General features: G+C 72.2%; 12 protein-coding genes. 4 read left to right on the top strand and 8 right to left on the bottom strand.

Annotated features, from left to right (window positions below):
• Positions 1-200: 200 nt before the first annotated feature.
• From efeB to OG370_RS05580, 7 genes are all read right to left on the bottom strand, one after another.
• The gene (gene efeB, locus OG370_RS05610) at positions 201-1,463 is read right to left on the bottom strand and encodes an iron uptake transporter deferrochelatase/peroxidase subunit (RefSeq protein WP_328461212.1); all 1,263 of its coding nucleotides are present in this window, start codon (positions 1,461-1,463) and stop codon (positions 201-203) included.
• Positions 1,460-2,947 (bottom strand): EfeM/EfeO family lipoprotein, encoded by a 1,488-nt coding sequence (locus tag OG370_RS05605; RefSeq protein WP_328461210.1) that lies wholly within the window; start codon positions 2,945-2,947, stop codon positions 1,460-1,462. The genes efeB and OG370_RS05605 overlap by 4 nt, the downstream gene beginning before the upstream one ends.
• Before the next feature lie 176 nt (positions 2,948-3,123).
• A complete protein-coding gene (locus tag OG370_RS05600; RefSeq protein WP_328461208.1) occupies positions 3,124-3,618 on the bottom strand; it encodes an SH3 domain-containing protein in 495 nt (164 codons plus the stop codon).
• A 297-nt stretch (positions 3,619-3,915) separates the two neighbouring features.
• The gene (locus OG370_RS05595; protein ID WP_328461207.1) at positions 3,916-5,244 is read right to left on the bottom strand and encodes a glycoside hydrolase family 3 N-terminal domain-containing protein; all 1,329 of its coding nucleotides are present in this window, start codon (positions 5,242-5,244) and stop codon (positions 3,916-3,918) included.
• Positions 5,245-5,537: 293 nt separating this feature from the next.
• Positions 5,538-6,881, bottom strand: coding sequence for an RNA polymerase sigma factor (locus OG370_RS05590; protein ID WP_443060618.1), 1,344 nt, complete (start codon positions 6,879-6,881; stop codon positions 5,538-5,540).
• Positions 6,878-7,207: a YciI family protein gene (locus OG370_RS05585; RefSeq protein ID WP_328461206.1), complete on the bottom strand. Its 330-nt coding sequence runs from the start codon at positions 7,205-7,207 to the stop codon at positions 6,878-6,880. Before OG370_RS05585 ends, OG370_RS05590 begins: the two co-directional genes overlap by 4 nt.
• 192 nt (positions 7,208-7,399) lie before the next feature.
• Positions 7,400-8,140, bottom strand: coding sequence for a YoaK family protein (locus tag OG370_RS05580; protein WP_328461205.1), 741 nt, complete (start codon positions 8,138-8,140; stop codon positions 7,400-7,402).
• A gap of 163 nt (positions 8,141-8,303) precedes the next feature.
• Here OG370_RS05580 and OG370_RS05575 point away from each other — a divergent pair, with 163 nt between their 5' ends.
• Positions 8,304-9,821, top strand: a complete 1,518-nt coding sequence (locus OG370_RS05575; RefSeq protein WP_328461204.1) for an MFS transporter — start codon at positions 8,304-8,306, stop codon at positions 9,819-9,821.
• Between the two features lie 89 nt (positions 9,822-9,910).
• Here the strand turns inward: OG370_RS05575 and OG370_RS05570 are convergent, their stop codons facing one another.
• Positions 9,911-10,291 carry a carboxymuconolactone decarboxylase family protein gene (locus OG370_RS05570; RefSeq protein ID WP_328473816.1) on the bottom strand — a complete coding sequence of 127 codons (381 nt, stop codon included), beginning with the start codon at positions 10,289-10,291 and terminating at the stop codon, positions 9,911-9,913.
• A gap of 436 nt (positions 10,292-10,727) precedes the next feature.
• Here OG370_RS05570 and OG370_RS05565 point away from each other — a divergent pair, with 436 nt between their 5' ends.
• The 3 genes from OG370_RS05565 to OG370_RS05555 all read left to right on the top strand — a co-directional run bounded on the left by OG370_RS05565 (position 10,728) and on the right by OG370_RS05555 (position 14,417).
• Positions 10,728-11,858, top strand: a complete 1,131-nt coding sequence (locus OG370_RS05565; RefSeq protein ID WP_328461203.1) for a LacI family DNA-binding transcriptional regulator — start codon at positions 10,728-10,730, stop codon at positions 11,856-11,858.
• A 310-nt stretch (positions 11,859-12,168) separates the two neighbouring features.
• Positions 12,169-13,431 carry a sugar ABC transporter substrate-binding protein gene (locus OG370_RS05560; protein WP_328461201.1) on the top strand — a complete coding sequence of 421 codons (1,263 nt, stop codon included), beginning with the start codon at positions 12,169-12,171 and terminating at the stop codon, positions 13,429-13,431.
• An 11-nt stretch (positions 13,432-13,442) separates the two neighbouring features.
• Positions 13,443-14,417 (top strand): carbohydrate ABC transporter permease, encoded by a 975-nt coding sequence (locus OG370_RS05555; protein ID WP_328461199.1) that lies wholly within the window; start codon positions 13,443-13,445, stop codon positions 14,415-14,417.
• The last annotated feature ends 35 nt before the right edge of the window (positions 14,418-14,452 follow it).

Genomic DNA, 14,452 nt, shown 5'->3' with positions numbered 1-14,452 from the left:
TGTGGTGCTTACGCGTGCCGATGTCGATTCGCGCACGGTGTCGAACGCGATCGTCCGGGTGAGCCGCGACATGACAACGGCCCGGTGGTGACGTCCCGGTGAACAGAGGGGGGCGGTTCGGTGTGCGTGGCCGGGGACGGGTCCCCGGTCGCTTTCGGGTCGCCCCTGGTTGCTGTCGGTTGCCCTCGGCGGGCGCCTGCTCAGGCGAGCAGTCCGCGGCCGAGCCAGTCGGTGCGGTCGTTGACGCCGGGTAGTGCGAAGAAGTAGCCGCCGCCGTAGGGGGTGATGTAGTCGACGAGTGGTTCGCCGGCCAGTCGTTTCTGTATGGCGGTGAACTGTCGTTCGAGGTCCTGTTGGTAGCAGACGAAGATGAGTCCCATGTCGAGGTTGCCGTCGTTGTCCATGCCGTGGTCGTAGTTGTAGGCGCGGCGCAGGATGCGGGAGTTGTCGGTTTTCGTGGTGCGGGGGTTGGCCACTCGGATGTGGCTGTCCAGGGGGATGACGTCGCCCATGGGGTCCTGTGCGAATTTGGGTGTGTCGAACTCGTGTGTGCCGTCGAGTGGGGCGCCGGTGTCGCGGGCTCGGCCGAGCATCCGTTCCTGTTCGGTGAGGGAGACGCGGTCCCAGAATTCGACGAGCATGCGGATGAGTCGTACGACCTGGTAGGTCCCGCCGGTGGTCCAGGGGGGTTCGCCGTTGCCGTCGGTCCACAGGAGTTGTCGGGCGATGGTGGGGTCGGTGATGTCGGGGTTGGCGGTGCCGTCTTTGAAGCCGAGGTGGTTGCGGGGGGTGCCGTTGGGTCGGGGTGGGCTGGTGAAGCCGTCCATGCGCCAGCGCACTTGCATGGCGCCGCGGGTGTGGCGGGCGATGTCGCGCAGTGCGTGCAGGACGGTGTCCGGGTGTGGGGCGCTGAGTTGGAGGCTGAGGTCGCCGTGGCACCGGTCGGGTTGGAGGTCGTCGTCCGCGAAGGCGGGCATCGTGGTCAGGCGTAGCGGTTTGCGGTCTGCCAGTCCGAACCGGTTGTCGAAGAGCGACGCGCCGACCCCGGCGGTGACCGTCAGGCCGTCGTGCGGGACCTGGGGGCCGAGCGTGCCGCTGTCCGAGGGCGAGTCGGTGATGCCCAGTGCCGCCGGGGTGCCACCCGTGGTCAGGAACCGGGCCCGCTCGGTGACGGTGTGCAGCAGCTCGACCAGCTCCCGCCGGTCGGCCGCGGTGACGTCGAAGGACAGGAACACGCTGGACTGCTGGACGGCCTGCGTGATGCCTGCCTGGTGCGGGCCGTGGAACGGCGCCGCCGCGGCCTTGGCGCCCGGCGACGGGGTCGCGGCCGCCGCGCTCGACCCGGTCAGCGCGGCCGCGCCGCCCGCCACCGCCCCGACCGCCCCGACGCCGACCGCCGCGCCGCGCAGGAACCCGCGCCGCCGCAGCTCGCCGCCGGCCGGGCCGTGCGTGTCGGTCGTCATGCCGTCCTCCGTACGTCGAAGATCGCCGCCACCGGGGCGAGTTGTTCCAGCAGGTCGCCGAAGTCGGCGTTCACCTGCTCGCGCTGCGCGCGGCTCAGCCGGTCCAGCGCGGTCCACGTCCCCTTGTGGTCAAGGGACTTGAGGTATGCCTGGGCGCGGTCGAGGGACGCGTCGAGCCGGGGGAGGCCGGAGTCGCGGGCGGCCAGCAGCGGGCGCAGCTTCGCCAGGATCTCCCGGGTGCCGTCGATGTTCGCCGACGCCGTCGCCAGGTTGGTGCCGCTGCCGTAGTCGGTGCGGCCGGTCAGCTCGAACTGCTCGGCGTTCTCGATGATCTCGTGCGCCCGCAGGCCCATGTTCGCCGGGTCCATCTGCTGCGTTGTCCACTGCGACCGGAGCGCCTTCACCGCCTTGTCCAGCGTCGCGGCCTGGCCGCGCAGGGACTTCGCCGACTCGCCGTGCCACAGGCCGTACTCGATCCGGTGGAAGCCGGTGAAGTCCGGGTCCTTGAGCGGGTCCCGGCCGATCGCGGTGGTGCCGTTGATCACACCGTCCGCGTCGCCGAACGTGTCGTAGGCCGCGCCCATCCGCTCGTACACCAGGTGCCCGGTGAGCCAGTCGCGGCGGGCCGCCGTCAGGTCGCCGCGGTCGATTTCGGACTTCAACACCCCTGTTTCGGTGGAGAGTTCCGCCATCCGGGCGTTGATCCACTTCTGGTAGTCCAGGGTCGGCGGGATCAGGTCGTGCACGGTGACCGGCAGCGAGGACGGGCCCTGCGGCGCCTTGCCGGGGACCGTCACGGTCGGACCGGTCACCGAGTCGGTGTCCTCCTGCTGGCACTCGAAGGCGTACCGGCCGCTGCCGAGGTCGACGACCATCGCGCGGGTCGTGCCGGGCGCCAGTCCCTCGATCTCCGCGAACAGCCGCCCGGTCCTGGGGTCTTTGAGGTAGACCTCGGTCGCGCTCGCCGCGGAGTTGTGCAGGTCGAACGCCTGCGTGCCGGCGTGCGGCTTCTGCGCGGCGCCCCAGCCCCGGCCGCAGGTGCTCGGCGACACGTCGACCGCGGTGTGCCGCAGGCCGTCCGAGGCGGCCGCGGCTGCCGGGTGGGTGGCGTGGTGCCCGCCGCCGGTGGCCAGGACGCCGGCGGTGATCGCGGCGGCGACGGCGACGGCGGTGCCGGCCACGGTCCAGCCGCGCGCGCCGCGCCGGGTGCGGTCACCGGGGGAGCCCGAGGTGTCCGCGGTGCCCTCGGGGCTTCCGGCGTTCTCGGCGTTCTCGGTGTGCGGGGATTCCTGGGTGTCCGCGAGGTCGGTGCCGTCCGCTTCGGATACGGCCTCGGCCTGCGACGTGTCCTCGGCGGCCGCCGCTATGCCGTCGGGCGGTGCGGCAGCCGTGTCGTCGGCTGCCGCACCGCCCTCGGGTGCGGACGCGCGGTCGGCGTCGGAGCCGGCCGCAGGTGCGGGCTCGGGTGCGGGTTCGGCGGGCACACCGGACCTCCGGGAATCGGTGCAGCGGTACGTGACGCCGACATGCTAAGCACGCGGTGGCACGCCCACCCACCTGCACAAAGGCCGGGAGCCCACAATTCCCCCGCAGTTCACCCGCGCGTCACCGTAAGGGTGCCCTTACCGACCTTCGCGGCTCGGCGCGGGCCCAGGTGACGTCACTTGCAGTACGGCACGACCGCCAGGTTCTGCACGTAGCGCGCGGAGACGTAACCCGCGCGGCCGTTGCCCAGCTTGTACCAGAGCTTGTTGCCCTCGACGTTCTGGCCGACGACCTTGCAGTGCAGCCAGATCACGGTGCCGGGCTGGAACGAGCCCAGGGAACGCGAGTTGGACGTGGCCATCTCGCGGATGGACAGCGGGAGACGCGAGATGACCTTGCCCTGCGGCTCGGCGGCGGCCTGCGCCTGCTGGCCGTTGGACGTCGGAGCGGCGGCGCTGGTGCCGGCGGCGGGCGTCGAACCCTGCGCGCCCTGTGCGCCCTGTGCGTCCTGCGCGGGCGCGGCCGGGGCGGCGGCCGCGCCGGTGTCCGTACCGGTGCCGGGCTTGGGGTCCGCCGCGTACGCGGACGTCGCGGCGAGCAGGCCCGAGCCCGCGATCAGCAGACCGGCGATACCGGTCGTGACACGGTGCTTGGCATGCGCTGAGTACATTGCTGCCTTCTTTCTGAAAGGTACTGCTCTCCCTCGTGCACCTCCTTCATGGCATGCCGTGCCGTCGAACCGGCCCAGGGAAACGGCTTGTCCACCCGGATGGAGTGTTATGCATCCCCCGGTTGGGTGGCGACGGGCTCGCGTGGCGTCACGTGCGGGGGCCTGGGTCGTTATGGCCCCCGCGTCCTGGGGCGCCGCCAGGAACGCGGTGATCCGGCGCGGTGCGGTGGGAGAAGTCCGGCACGCCTCGCCCGGCGCACCCCGCCCGACGCCCGCGCCCGGCGCCCCCGCCCTCTGCTAACTACAGGTCAGCACACCCGCGTTGTGCTTGGCGGTCAGTACCCGGTGGACGCTGTCGGCCACGTCGGAGCGGAACGAGGAGCTGGCCGTCATCCGGCTGAGCACCGCCGACGTCATCGGGGAGATGTCGCTGGGCTTCACGGTGAGGACCACGTCGCCGCCGGCCGCGACGAAGTCCACCGCGCGCTGGCCGGGAGTGCGGTCGGCGACCGCGGCGGCGTTGCCGAGGTCGTCGGAGATGACCGCGCCCTTGAAGCCGAGCTTGCCGCGCAGCAGCGTGCGGATCACGGCGGGGGAGAAGGCGGCCTGGTTGTGCGGGTCGATCCGGGTGTAGATCGCCGAGGAGACCATCACGAACGGTGTGCCCGCCTGGATGCCGGCCCGGAAGGGCTGAAGGTACGGGTCGGTCGTCGTGGTGACGGAGTCGGTGACGCCCGCGGTGAAGTCGGTGTTGCCGCTGGCCCGGCCAAGACCCGGGAAGTGCTTGATGGTCGGCACGACCTTGGCCTGCAGCATGCCGCGCAGGAACGCGGTGCTGTGCGAGGCGACGGTCGACGGGTTCGTGCCGTACTCCCGGTCCAGCTTGCCGATCGGCGCGTTCACCGTCACCTGGTTCGGCGGGACGGTGTCCGCGACCGGTGCGAGGTTCATGTCGACCCCGGCGGCGGCCAGTTGGCGCCCCCACGTGGCCGCGTTGCTCTGCAGCGTCGACGTGGACCACGTGCCCTGGGTCACCGCGCTCGGGATCGTGCTGAAGCCCGGCCCGTTGAGCACCTGGACCTGGCCGCCCTCCTGGTCGGTGGAGACGAACATCCCCAGCGACACGCCCCGCACCGGCGAGGCGAGGGTGCGGACCTTCGCGGTCACCGCCTTCACGGCGGTGGCGCCTGCCGTCGTGTGGCCCTTGAGGAAGACCGAGCCGGTCTTGCCGGTCGTGATCGCCTGCGACTCGCTGGTGGTCAGCCCGGTGCTGGTGACCGACGTCATGAAGAGCTGGCCGACCCGCTGGGCGTTCGTCATCGCGTTGTACGCCCGGTTCACGCAGTCCGCGGGCGCGGCCGTGGTCGCCTTCGAGGTCTTCGACGCCGGCGGCACCACGGTGGCGCTGTGCGACGCGCTTGCCGAGGTGCTGCTCGACGTCGTCGGCGCGCTGCTCGACTCCGACGCGGACGCGGACGTCGTGCCGGACGATGGCGTCCCCGACGAGTTGTGGCCGTTCCCGCAGGCGGCCACGGCCACCAGCAGGCCCGCCGCGAGCGCCCCCTGGCGGACACGTGCGGCGTACGACGCTCTCTCGGCGGGGGAATGTTGCTGGTGCTTGCGCACTGCGGAACCTCACCTCATGGGGCCGGTCGACGGAACAAGCGATCCCCACCCATGTTCCCCCAGTGACGCCAGTTGTCTCCCGGCGGTTCCCCTGACGAGGGCCACGCGAGTGAAAACGGACAGCTGCCGCAGGTTTTGAGGGTCTTGGGACGGTAGCTCGCGGGGGAGGTGCCGCAGTTGCTCAGGGGTGCGGGGAACGGCGCGAGCAACCGGCCGCCGGGCGGGTGGTCCGGGGACGGGCCGTACGGGGCCGGCGAGCAACCCACCACCGGGGGGTGGCCCGGGGGCGGGTCTTACGGGGCCGGCGGGGAGGTCGGGGCACCCGGCATCCGTTCGGAGTGGAGCGCCCGGTTCTCCAGGAAGCGGCGCTCCGCCGCTGTCGGGGCGAGCCGGAGGGCCTCGCGGTAGGCGGCGGCGGCCTCACCATGGCGGCCGAGCCTGCGCAGCAGATCCGCCCGGGTGGCGGGCAACAGGTGGTAGCCCCGCAGCGCGGGCACCTCCGCCAGCGCCTCGACCAGGGGCAGGCCCGCCGCGGGCCCGTCCGCCATCGCCACGGCCACCGCCCGGTTGAGCTCGACCACGGGCCCGGGCGCGAACCGGGCCAACTCCCCGTAGAGCAAGGCGATCTGCGGCCAGTCCGTATCGTCGGGGCGGGCCGCCGACGCGTGGCACGCGGCGATCGCGGCCTGCACCTGGTACGGCCCGGGGCGGCGTACCGCGAGCGCGGCGTCGAGAGCCGTCAGGCCCTCGTCGATCCGCCGCCGGTCCCAGCGGCTACGGTCCTGCTCCTCCAGGGGGACCAGGTCGCCGCGCGCGTCGGTACGGGCGGCGGCCCGCGCGTCGTGCAGCAGCATCAGCGCCAGCAGCCCGGCCGGCTCCGGGTCGTCCGGCAGCAGCCCCGCCAGCAGCCGCGCCAGCCGGATCGCCTCCGCGGTGACCCGGCGCTGGTCCAGCCCGTCCGCGCCGCCCGCGTACCCGGCGTTGAACAGCAGATACAGCACCGCCAGTACGGCGCCGGTCCGCTCCGGAAGCACCTCGCGCGGCGGCACCCGGAACGGAATGCCCGCGTGCCGGATCTTGCCCTTCGCCCGGGTCAGCCGCTGCGCCATCGTCGACTCCGGCACCAGGAAGGCCCGGGCGATCTCCGCCGTGGTCAGCCCGGTCAGCGAGCGGAGCGTCAACGCGACCTGTGCGGCCCGCGGCAGCGCGGGGTGGCAGCAGGTGAAGATCAGCCGCAGCCGGTCGTCCGGCACCGCGTCAGCGTCCGCCGCCGCGGCCTGGCCGGCCACCACCTCCTCGGCCGGCTCCGCGACGTGCCGCGCGTCCGGTTCCAGCCGGGCCGCCTCGCGCAGCTTGCGCGCTTCGTTGGAGCGGCGGCGCAGCACGTCCAGCGCCCGGTGCCGGGCCGTCGTGGTCAGCCAGGCGCCCGGGCGGTCGGGCACGCCGTCGCGCGGCCAGCGTTCGAGGGCCCGTTCGAAGGCGTCCTGCGCGCACTCCTCCGCCAGGTCCCAGTCACCGGTCTGCCCGATCACGGCCGCGACGACCCGGCCCCACTCCTCGGGCCAGGCCGCCGCCACCGCCGCGCGGGCCGCGCGGGACCGGTCGGCCCCGTCGGCCCCGTCGGTCCGGTCGGTCACTCCGTCCAGAACGGCCGCACCTCGATCATCCCGTACCGGGCCACCGGGTGCTTCGAGGCGACCTCGACCGCCTCGTCCAGGTCGGCGCACTCGATCACGTCGAAGCCCGCCATCTGCTCCTTCGTCTCGGCGTACGGGCCGTCGGTGAGCAGCAGGCCGTCGTCGCGGACGCGTACGGTCGTGGCGTCGGACGACTCGCGGGTGCGGTTGCCCATCAGGCGGACACCGCGGCGGTCCATCTCCTCCACCCACGGGGTGGCGTCCATCTGCTCGGGCGTCGCGTCGTATCCGTTGCCGTCGTGGCAGATCAGCAGCAGGTACTTCATGGCACATCTCCTTCGTGGCGCGGGCGCGGGGCCCGTCGGCCGTGTCGCGCGGGCGGGGTTCCGCCCGGTCACCCACACGACGAACGGCGGCGGCCCGTATCGACATCCGCGGCGACATTCGTGTCGAGTATCGCGTGACGAGCGGTGTCGCGTGCGCGGGCCCGCGTCCACGTCCGCGTCCCGCGCGGCGCCTCACGTGGTCTTCGGCGCCGCCCACGGCAGGGTCGAGTGCCGGTGCGGGAGAAGGCCGACGGCCACCACGACCAGCAGGACCGCCACGATCGGCAGCGGCACCGTCGGATGTCCGTGCACGATCAGCGCCGCGCCCGCCAGCGCCCCCAGGAACATGGCCAGCGCGGAGAGCAACCGCCGCCCCGCCTTGCTGTCGGCACCTCCGGCGAGCCGCGAGTCCGCCGCGATCCCGGTGAGCGTCATGGTCAGGACCGTGGTGGTCAGATCGGGCACCGCCAGACGGCGTACCACGGCGTTCTGCGACCCCATCGCGAGCCCGAGCAGCACCACCAGCACCGCCCGCTGCCCGCCGGTCGCGGGCAGGTCGAAGACCTCGGCAAGCGCCAGCGAGACCAGCACCAGCACCAGCTGGGCCACCGTGGCGACCAGCAGCAGCCGCGCCCGGTGCTCGGAGACCAGCCCGTACAGCCGCCCGCCGATCACCGCGCCCGCCACGAACGCGACCAGCGCCAGCACCGACGCGAGGATCGAGAAGCCCTTGGCACCGGCCAGCGAGAAGGCCAGGAACACCACGTTGCCGGTCATGTTGGCCACGAAGACCCGGCCCAGCGCGAGATAGCTGAACGCGTCCACCAGGCCGGTCACCAGGGTCAGTACGAGCAGCAGCGGCGGCAGCGGACCGTGCGGACCGGTGAGCGGCGGCGCGACGATCGCACGGATCTGACGGAGCGTGGTGCGCACGGCGTGAATCCTCCCGGGAGGCGTACCCGCCGCCCGCCGGGACAGACGGATCACGCGGGCAATGGCGCTCCCCAGCATGGTGGCCGCCCCGACCCGCCGGAAGTGGCGAGCGCGCGTGTCGTGCTCGCCGATGTGAAACTGACCGGCAAGGAGGTGATCTTCCATGGCGACGTCCGCTCCGGACCCGTCCCCGACCGACGGCCCCACCATCACCACCGACGTGCCGGCGAGACTCGACCGGCTGCCGTGGTCGCGCTGGCACTGGATGATCGTGATCGGCCTCGGCACCGTGTGGATTCTCGACGGGCTGGAAGTCACCATCGTCGGCAACATCGCCGGCCGCCTGTCGGAGCCCGGCTCCGGTCTGGCCGTCACCTCGTCGGAGATCACCGGACTCGCCGCCGCCCTGTACGTGACCGGCGCGTGCGTCGGCGCGCTCTTCTTCGGCTGGCTCACCGACCGGTTCGGCCGCAAGAAGCTCTTCATGGTCACCCTCGCGGTGTACCTGAGCGCCACCGCGATGACCGCGCTGTCCTTCGCGCCGTGGTGGTTCTTCACCTTCCGCTTCCTGACCGGCTTCGGCATCGGCGGCGAGTACGCGGCGATCAACTCGGCGATCGACGAACTGATCCCGTCGAAGTACCGCGGCCGGGTGGACCTGACCATCAACGGCAGTTACTGGCTCGGCGCGATCGGCGGCTCGCTGCTGTCCATCGTCGCGTTGAACACGAGCATCTTCGCCAAGGACGTCGGCTGGCGGCTGACCTTCGCGCTGGGCGTGGTGCTCGGCCTGGTCATCCTGCTGGTGCGCCGGCACGTGCCGGAGAGCCCGCGCTGGCAGTTCATCCACGGCTACGGCGACGAGGCGAAGGAACTGGTCGGCCAGGTCGAAGAGCGGGTCGAGGCGGAGAAGGGCACCCGACTGCCGCCCGCCGACCGCGAGATGACCATCCACCAGCGCAGGAGCATCGGCTTCGGCCTGATCGCCAGGACCGTGTTCCTGAAGTACCCCAAGCGCGCGACGCTCGGCCTGTCCCTCTTCATCGGCCAGGCGTTCCTCTACAACGCCATCACCTTCGGCTTCGGCGCGATCCTGATCAAGTTCTACGGTGTCAACTCCGGCCACACCGGCTACTACTTCGCGGTGATCGCGGCCGGCAACCTGTTCGGCGCGGTGCTGCTCAGCCCGCTCTTCGACATCGTCGGCCGGCGGATCATGATCAGCGGGACGTATCTGCTGTCGGGTCTGCTGCTCTTCGGTACCGCGTGGCTCTTCAACCGCGGCTCGCTGGACGCCACCACGCTCACCGCGTGCTGGTGCGTGGTGCTCTTCTTCGCCTCGGCCGGCGCCAGCAGCGCGTACCTCACGGTGTCGGAGATCTTCCCGATGGAGACCCGGGCGATGGCGATCGCCTTCTTCTACGCCATCGGTACGGCGGCCGGCGGCATCACCGGCCCGCTGGTCTTCTCCGACCTCACCTCCTCCGGGAAGGTCGGCGACACCGTGCTGGCGTTCTGCATCGGCGCGGCCCTGATGTGCGCCGGCGGCCTGGTCGCGGCGGTCTTCGCGGTCAACGCCGAGCAGAAGTCCCTGGAGGACATCGCCACACCGCTGTCCTCCGCGGGCCCGGCCACGCCGACGTCCACCGCCGGGCCGAAACCGTCGCACGGCGCGGCCTGACCCGGCCCCGTCCTACCTGATCGGCCCGGCCCGATTCCGCCTGACCTGACCGGCCGGGCCCGTACGGACGCGCGGCCACCCCTGCGCGGCTACTCCTGCGGGGCCTCCTGCCCGACCGGCAGCAGGCCCCGCTCGCCGAACACCTTCTTCGCCACGAACGTGGCGTTCAGTGCCTTCGGGAAGCCGCAGTACCCGGCGGAGTGCAGCAGTGCCTCGACGATCTCCTCCGGGGTGAGGCCGACGTTGAGCGCGGCGTTGACGTGCACGTCGAGTTGCGGCTCGCAGCCGCCGAGCGCGGTGAGCATGCCGAGCGTGACGAGTTGCCGGTCGCGGGGCGCCAGTTGGGGACGGCAGTAGATCTCACCGAAGCCCCAGGCGACCACCTGGTGGCCGAGTTCGGGGGAGATGTCCGCGAGGGAGTCGATCACCTTGGGGCCGGCCTCGCCGTCGATCCGCGACAGCGTCTCCATCCCGCGCTCGAAGCGCGCCTCGCGGCTCTCGGCCGGGGCTTCGGCCGGCGGGTTCGCGGTCGGGTTCGCGGTCGGGGACGCGGGCTTCGATCGGCTGTCCTGGTTCATGACCGGAAACCTAGGAGTTGGAGCACACTCCAGGTCGAGCGCAACACGGGAGCGCCGGAACCGGGGGCAACCGGGAACTTCGTGCACGGTCCCTTGTGGGCACCGTGGGCCCGTGCTAATTTCACGGCCAATCGAGCTCGTCGAATCAGTTCGATACTCGGCAGGTCGTCGAATCAGTTCGACGATCCGACTCGACGCCCGGTTCGCCGTACCGCCGGGCGCCACCCGCCGGGGCATCATCGGTCGAGCACCACCGGTCGAGCACGACCCCGTTCACCACCCGCCCTCACTCGCCCTCACCCGTCGAGCAGCACCCAGGAGCCGGCCCATGACGGTCACCATCGCGGACGTGGCACGCCACGCCGGCGTGTCCCGCAGCACCGTCTCGTACGTGCTCAGCGGCAACCGGACCATCTCCGCGGAGACCACCAAGCGGGTCGAGCGCAGCATCAAGGCGCTCGGGTTCCGGCCGCACGCCGGGGCCCGCTCGATCCGCACCCGCCGCACCGGCGTGATCGCCATGGCGCTGCCGATGGTGTACGGCCCGCACAACCAGGTGCAGATGCCGTACGTGTGGGCCGCGTTGACCGCGGCCCAGGACTGCGGGCTGAAGGTGCTGATGCTCACCGACGACGACGGCGAGGCGGCGATCCGCGACACCGTCGCCGGCGCGCTCGTCGACGGGGTGATGCTGATGGAGGTGCAGCGCAGCGACCCGCGCGTCCCGCTGCTGAACGAGCTGAAGTGTCCGGCGGTGCTGGTCGGGACCCCGGACGACCCCCACGGACTGCCGCGCGCCGACTTCGACTTCGCACTGGCCGCACGGGCCTGCGCGGAGCACCTGCGGGAGGCCGGCCACACCTCGGTCGGTTACCTCGGGCAGGCACCGGAGGCGTTCGGCCGGGACGTGGCGTACGCGATCCACGCGCAGGAGAGCGTCACGCACGCGCTGCACTCGCGCGGGCAGCGCAGCGTGTGGGCGGCGTGCGAGCCCGCGCCCGGGGGAGTGGTGCGGGCGCTGGACGACCTGCTCGCCCGGCAGCCCGACCTGACCGCGCTGATCGTCTACAACGAGCGGGTGCTGCCGCTGGTGATGGACCGGCTGGCCGGGCTGGGCGCCCGGGTGCCGGCGGACATCTCGGTGATCGCGATCTGCACCGACGACGAGGCCGAGCGGTGCAGCCCGCCGCTGACCTCGGTGTCGCTGCCCGCGGAGGAGCTGGCCCGGGCCGCGGTCCGGCTGCTGGCCCGCCGGATCGAGGGCGAGGAACTGCCGGGGGCGACCCTGCTGGCACCCGCGCTCAAGGTCAGGGCGAGTACCGGGCCCCGGCGCGACCGCGCCGTGGGGCCCTGGGGCGGAGCGCCCGATGTCCTGCCGGACGTGTCGCCGCGCGCGTCGTCGTCGCGGCTCCCGCCGGACGCCTCCTCGCACGTACCGCCGCACGACGCGGCCGGGTAGCGCCCGCCCCCTGCCGGCCCGCGCCGCCCGTACCGCACCGACCCGCCGCGGTCCACGGGCCGCGGCGCCGGGACCACCGCACCTCCGTACGATCGCGTCGCTCCGTCGCCGCGTCACCTGTCCGTGCGTCACCGCACCACCGCCTCCGCGCCACCGCCTGCCGGTGACGTACCGGAAGCCGCCGGTCCGTCACCTTTGTCGCTGTCGAATCAATTCGACAACCTGCCACCCTCTCGCGTCCTCCTCGCGCCGCGCCACGGGCTCGCAACAGAGCTGCCGGCCGAGCCGCCGAACAGTCGAAAGGCACGTCATGAGCCGCACCGTCCGCCTTCCCCGTACCTCCCGCGCGCCGGCCGGACCAGGCACGCTGGCCGCGCTCACCGCCGCCGCGGCCCTGGTGCTCACCGCCTGCGGCACCGGCACCGGCTCCGGCGGGTCGGGCGGCGGCTCCGACACGCTCACCGAGATCGACTACTACGACGCCGCCCCGCAGAACACCCAACTCCCCGCGATCCTCGACGAGTGCGGCAAGCAGGTCGGCGTCACCATCAAGCACCAGCAGGTGCCGCGCGCCCAGTTCCTGCCCAAGCTGCTCCAGCAGGCGTCGGCCCGCTCGCTGCCCGACCTCGCCCTCGTCGACAACCCCGACCTCCAGCAACTCGCCGCCACCGGGGGCCTGGTGTCGCTGTCGAAGGCCGGCCTGAGCACCGCCGGACTGTACCCGTCGATCGTCCAGGCCGGCCAGTACCAGGGCCAGACGTACGGCATCGCGCCGGGCGTCAACGGGCTCGCGCTGTACTACAACACCGACATGTTCAAGGCGGCCGGGCTCACCCCGCCCAAGACCTGGGACGAACTCACCGCGGACGCGAGGAAGTTGACGCACGGCTCGCGCTACGGAGTGGCGTTCAGCGCGATCGGCACCGAGGAGGGCGCGTTCCAGTTCGAGCCGTTCTTCTGGACCGCGGGCGCCGACCTGAAGAAGCTCGACTCGCCGCAGGCCGAACAGGCGCTGACGCTGTGGCAGAAGCTGGTCTCGGCCGGGTCCGCGTCGAAGTCCGTGGTCACCTGGACCCAGGCCGACGTCAACGACCAGTTCGGCGCGGGCAACGCGGCCATGATGGTGAACGGCCCCTGGCAACTCCCCACGCTCGACGCGAACAAGAAGCTGCACTTCGGCATCGTGCCCATCCCGGTGCCGAACGCCGCCGCGAAGCCGGTCACCCCGCTCGGCGGCGAGACCTGGACCGTCGGCCACAGCAACGCCGCACGCGAGGCGAAGGCCGTGAAGGTGGTCAAGTGCCTGCTCGGCCACGACGAGAGCGCCAAGTGGTCGAAGGACGCCGGCTACATACCCAGCAACCAGCAGGCCGCCGCCCAACTCGCCCACTCCGACCCACAGATGGCGGCGTTCGTGCAGGAGATCGGCACCGCGAAGGCGCGTACCACCGAACTCGGCACCGGCTACCCGAAGGTGAGCCAGGCGCTCGCCGACGCCATCCAGGCCGCACTGGCCGGCGGCACCAGCCCCGCATCGGCCCTGTCCCAGGCCCAGCGCACCGCCCAGAACTGAGGACGGCACCCATGTCCACCACCCTCCACCACGCCGGGGCCCGCCCCGCCGGTCCGGGCGCGGACCGGCCGCCGAAGCCGCGGCCGCGCACCGCGGGACCGGCCAGGGCCCGGCTGGCCGCGCTCGCCTTCACCGCGCCCGCCTGGCTCTACGTCGCCGGGTTCTACCTCTACCCGCTGGCCGGCAGCGTCCGGATGGGCTTCCAGAACTACACCGTCTCCTCCTTCTACACCGGTGTCGCGCCCTACGTCGGCTGGGCCAACTACCGCGCGGTCCTCCACGACAGCCACTTCGTCCGCACCGTGACCAACACGCTCCTGTTCACGGCCGGTTCGCTGCTCTTCCAGTTCTGCGTCGGGTTGGCGCTCGCGGTGTTCTTCAACCGCGCGTTCCCGCTCGGCGGGCCGCTGCGCTCGCTGCTGCTGGTGCCGTGGCTGCTGCCTCTGGTGGTCTCCGGCACCGCGTGGCGGTGGATACTCGACACCGACTCAGGGGTGCTCAACCACGCTCTGCTCGGCGCGCACCTGATCGGCCACCCGGTGCCCTGGCTGGCCAGCACCCATGACTCGCTGATCGCGGTCACCCTGGTCAACATCTGGGTGGGCATCCCGTTCAACATGGTCATCCTCTACGGCGGACTGCAGTCCATACCACGCGAGTTGTACGAGGCGGCCGCGCTGGACGGCGCGAACGCGTGGCGCAGGTTCCGGCACATCACGCTGCCGCTGCTGCGCCCGGTCACCGCCGTGGTGCTCACGCTCGGCCTGATCTACACCGTCAAGGTCTTCGACGTGATCATGATCCTCACCCAGGGCGGGCCCGCGGGTTCCTCGCAGACCCTGACCACGTTCGCGTACAACCTGTCCTTCCAGCAACTGGAGTTCGGCCGCGGGGCGGCCGTCGGGAACCTGCTGGTGCTGGTCGCGGTGGTCTTCGCCGCGGTCTATCTGCGGGCCACCCGCGAGCAGCGCAGGGCCGGCCGGTGAGCGCCGTGACGGGCCGCCGGGCCGCCCGCGCGCAC

This window comes from Streptomyces sp. NBC_00448 (genome assembly GCF_036014115.1).
Lineage (GTDB): Bacteria > Actinomycetota > Actinomycetes > Streptomycetales > Streptomycetaceae > Actinacidiphila.
This window is presented reverse-complemented; position numbering and strand designations above follow the sequence as displayed.